Annotated in this window: 2 protein-coding genes; both read right to left on the bottom strand. The window is 73.1% G+C overall.

Annotated elements, in window-relative coordinates; all coding sequences use genetic code 11:
- Positions 1-1038: cell division protein FtsZ (ftsZ, locus tag SJ20_RS07550; RefSeq protein ID WP_044659506.1), on the bottom strand; the 1038-nt coding region annotated here is incomplete at its 3' end.
- 317 nt (positions 1039-1355) lie between these two features.
- Positions 1356-2112, bottom strand: a 757-nt coding sequence (locus tag SJ20_RS07545) for a cell division protein FtsQ/DivIB (RefSeq protein ID WP_052833443.1), incomplete at its 5' end; no start/stop codon positions are given.

Raw genomic sequence — 2112 nt, 5'->3', positions numbered from 1 at the left:
GGACGGCTCCCACATCTGGGAGGCCGCGGCCCGCTGCGGGGCCGCCTGCTGCTGCTGCGCGGCCTGCGGGGCGGCCGGGGCGGAGGTGACGTCCACCTTGTCGAAGCCCGCGGCGATCACGGTCACGCGCACCTCGTCGCCGAGGGCGTCGTCGATGACCGCGCCGAAGATGATGTTGGCCTCCGGGTGGGCGACCTCCTGGACCAGTCGCGCGGCCTCGTTGATCTCGAAGAGGCCGAGGTCGGAGCCGCCCTGGATGGAGAGCAGCACGCCGTACGCGCCGTCGATGGAGGCCTCGAGCAGCGGCGAGGCGATCGCCAGCTCGGCCGCCTTGACGGCGCGGTCCTCGCCCTGCGCGTGGCCGATGCCCATGAGCGCGGAGCCCGCGCCCTGCATCACGGACTTCACGTCCGCGAAGTCGAGGTTGATCAGGCCCGGGGTGGTGATCAGGTCGGTGATGCCCTGGACGCCGGAGAGGAGCACCTGGTCCGCCTGACGGAAGGCGTCCATGACCGAGACGTTGCGGTCCGAGATGGACAGCAGGCGGTCGTTCGGGATCACGATGAGGGTGTCGACCTCGTCCCGCAGGGCGTCGATGCCCGCCTCGGCGGAGCCGGCGCGACGGCGGCCCTCGAACGTGAACGGACGGGTCACGACGCCGATGGTCAGGGCGCCGAGCGAGCGCGCGATGCGGGCCACGACGGGCGCTCCGCCGGTGCCGGTGCCGCCGCCCTCGCCCGCGGTCACGAACACCATGTCCGCGCCCCGCAGGACCTCCTCGATCTCCTCCGCGTGGTCCTCGGCGGCCTGGCGGCCGACCTCGGGGTTCGCGCCCGCGCCGAGTCCACGGGTGAGCTCGCGGCCCACGTCCAGCTTCACGTCCGCGTCCGACATCAGCAGCGCCTGGGCGTCCGTGTTGATGGCGATGAACTCCACGCCGCGGAGCCCCACCTCGATCATGCGGTTCACGGCGTTCACGCCGCCGCCGCCGATGCCGACGACCTTGATGACGGCCAGGTAGTTCTGGGGTGCAGCCACGGTGTTGGTTCCCTTTGTTCGAGATCTCGAGAGGTCAGCGCGAGGCACATCGCCCCGGTGATCGGCGGCCACCCGGGGTGGACACCTTCAAGCACAGCGTGAAGCGAGCCTCGCGCGCGTTCGGGTCCACCGTACTGGGAGGCCCGCGTCACGTGCAAAAGAAAACGGCGTGTCCACGCGGAAAAGACGGCCTCAACATCAACTTTCACGTGAGACTCGAAGGACCAGCAGCCGCGGTGAGGACCCCCCGACTCGCACGAGGTCCCGCGCCCCGACCTTCACCTTCACGTTCTACTGGAGACTCCTGTGGCCCCGGTTCAGCGCGTGATCGGCCGCGTGGGCACGGAGACGTCGATCTCGGCGACGCCGCCCGCCGCGGATCCGTGCCGCTCGTCCGCCAGGAACGCCTCGGCCACGGACCCCTTGAGACCGGCGTCCTGCGCGTCGCCCCAGACCAGGGTCACCCCGCCCTCGAGCGCCAGACGGACCTGGCCCGGGCCCCGAGAGTCCGCGGTCTCGACACGATCGGCCACGGACTCCGGCAGCGCGGCCAGCACCTCGGCCACCTCGGCGCGCTCCTCCTGCGCCCGGTGCGCCAGCTCCTCCGAGAACGCGGGGAGGTCCTCCCCCTCGAGCCGCTCCTCCGGCACTCCCGTCAGGACGGTGCCGTCCGCGAGCAGCAGCTGCACGCCGTCGTCGCCGTCCCGCCGGGCCCGCGCCTCGTGCTCCCGGACCACGACCTCCAGACCGGTGGGCAGGCGGGGCACGGTCTGGACCTCGGCCACCCCGGGCAGACCGCCGACCAGCTCGCCCACACGGCCGGCCCCGACGCGGGACAGCGGCACGCCGTACACGGGCTCCAGGCGCTCCTGGACGGCGGTGGCGGAGACATGGCGGGTGCCGGTGACCTCGACGCGGTCCACCGCGAGCACGGGCGAGAAGAACACGACCCAGCCCAGGGCGCCCAGCACCGCGAGCACCGCGGCCGCCACACCCCAGCGGGTGGCGCGGCGCCGGCGCGCGGTGCGGCCCGGGAACCAGACGACGGTGGAGGCGTCGGCCCCGGCCGGTGCG

The sequence above is a fragment of the Micrococcus sp. MS-ASIII-49 genome (assembly GCF_000946635.1).
Lineage (GTDB): Bacteria > Actinomycetota > Actinomycetes > Actinomycetales > Micrococcaceae > Micrococcus > Micrococcus luteus.
Note: the sequence above shows the minus strand (reverse complement) of the source record. Positions and strands in the feature narration are given on the sequence as shown.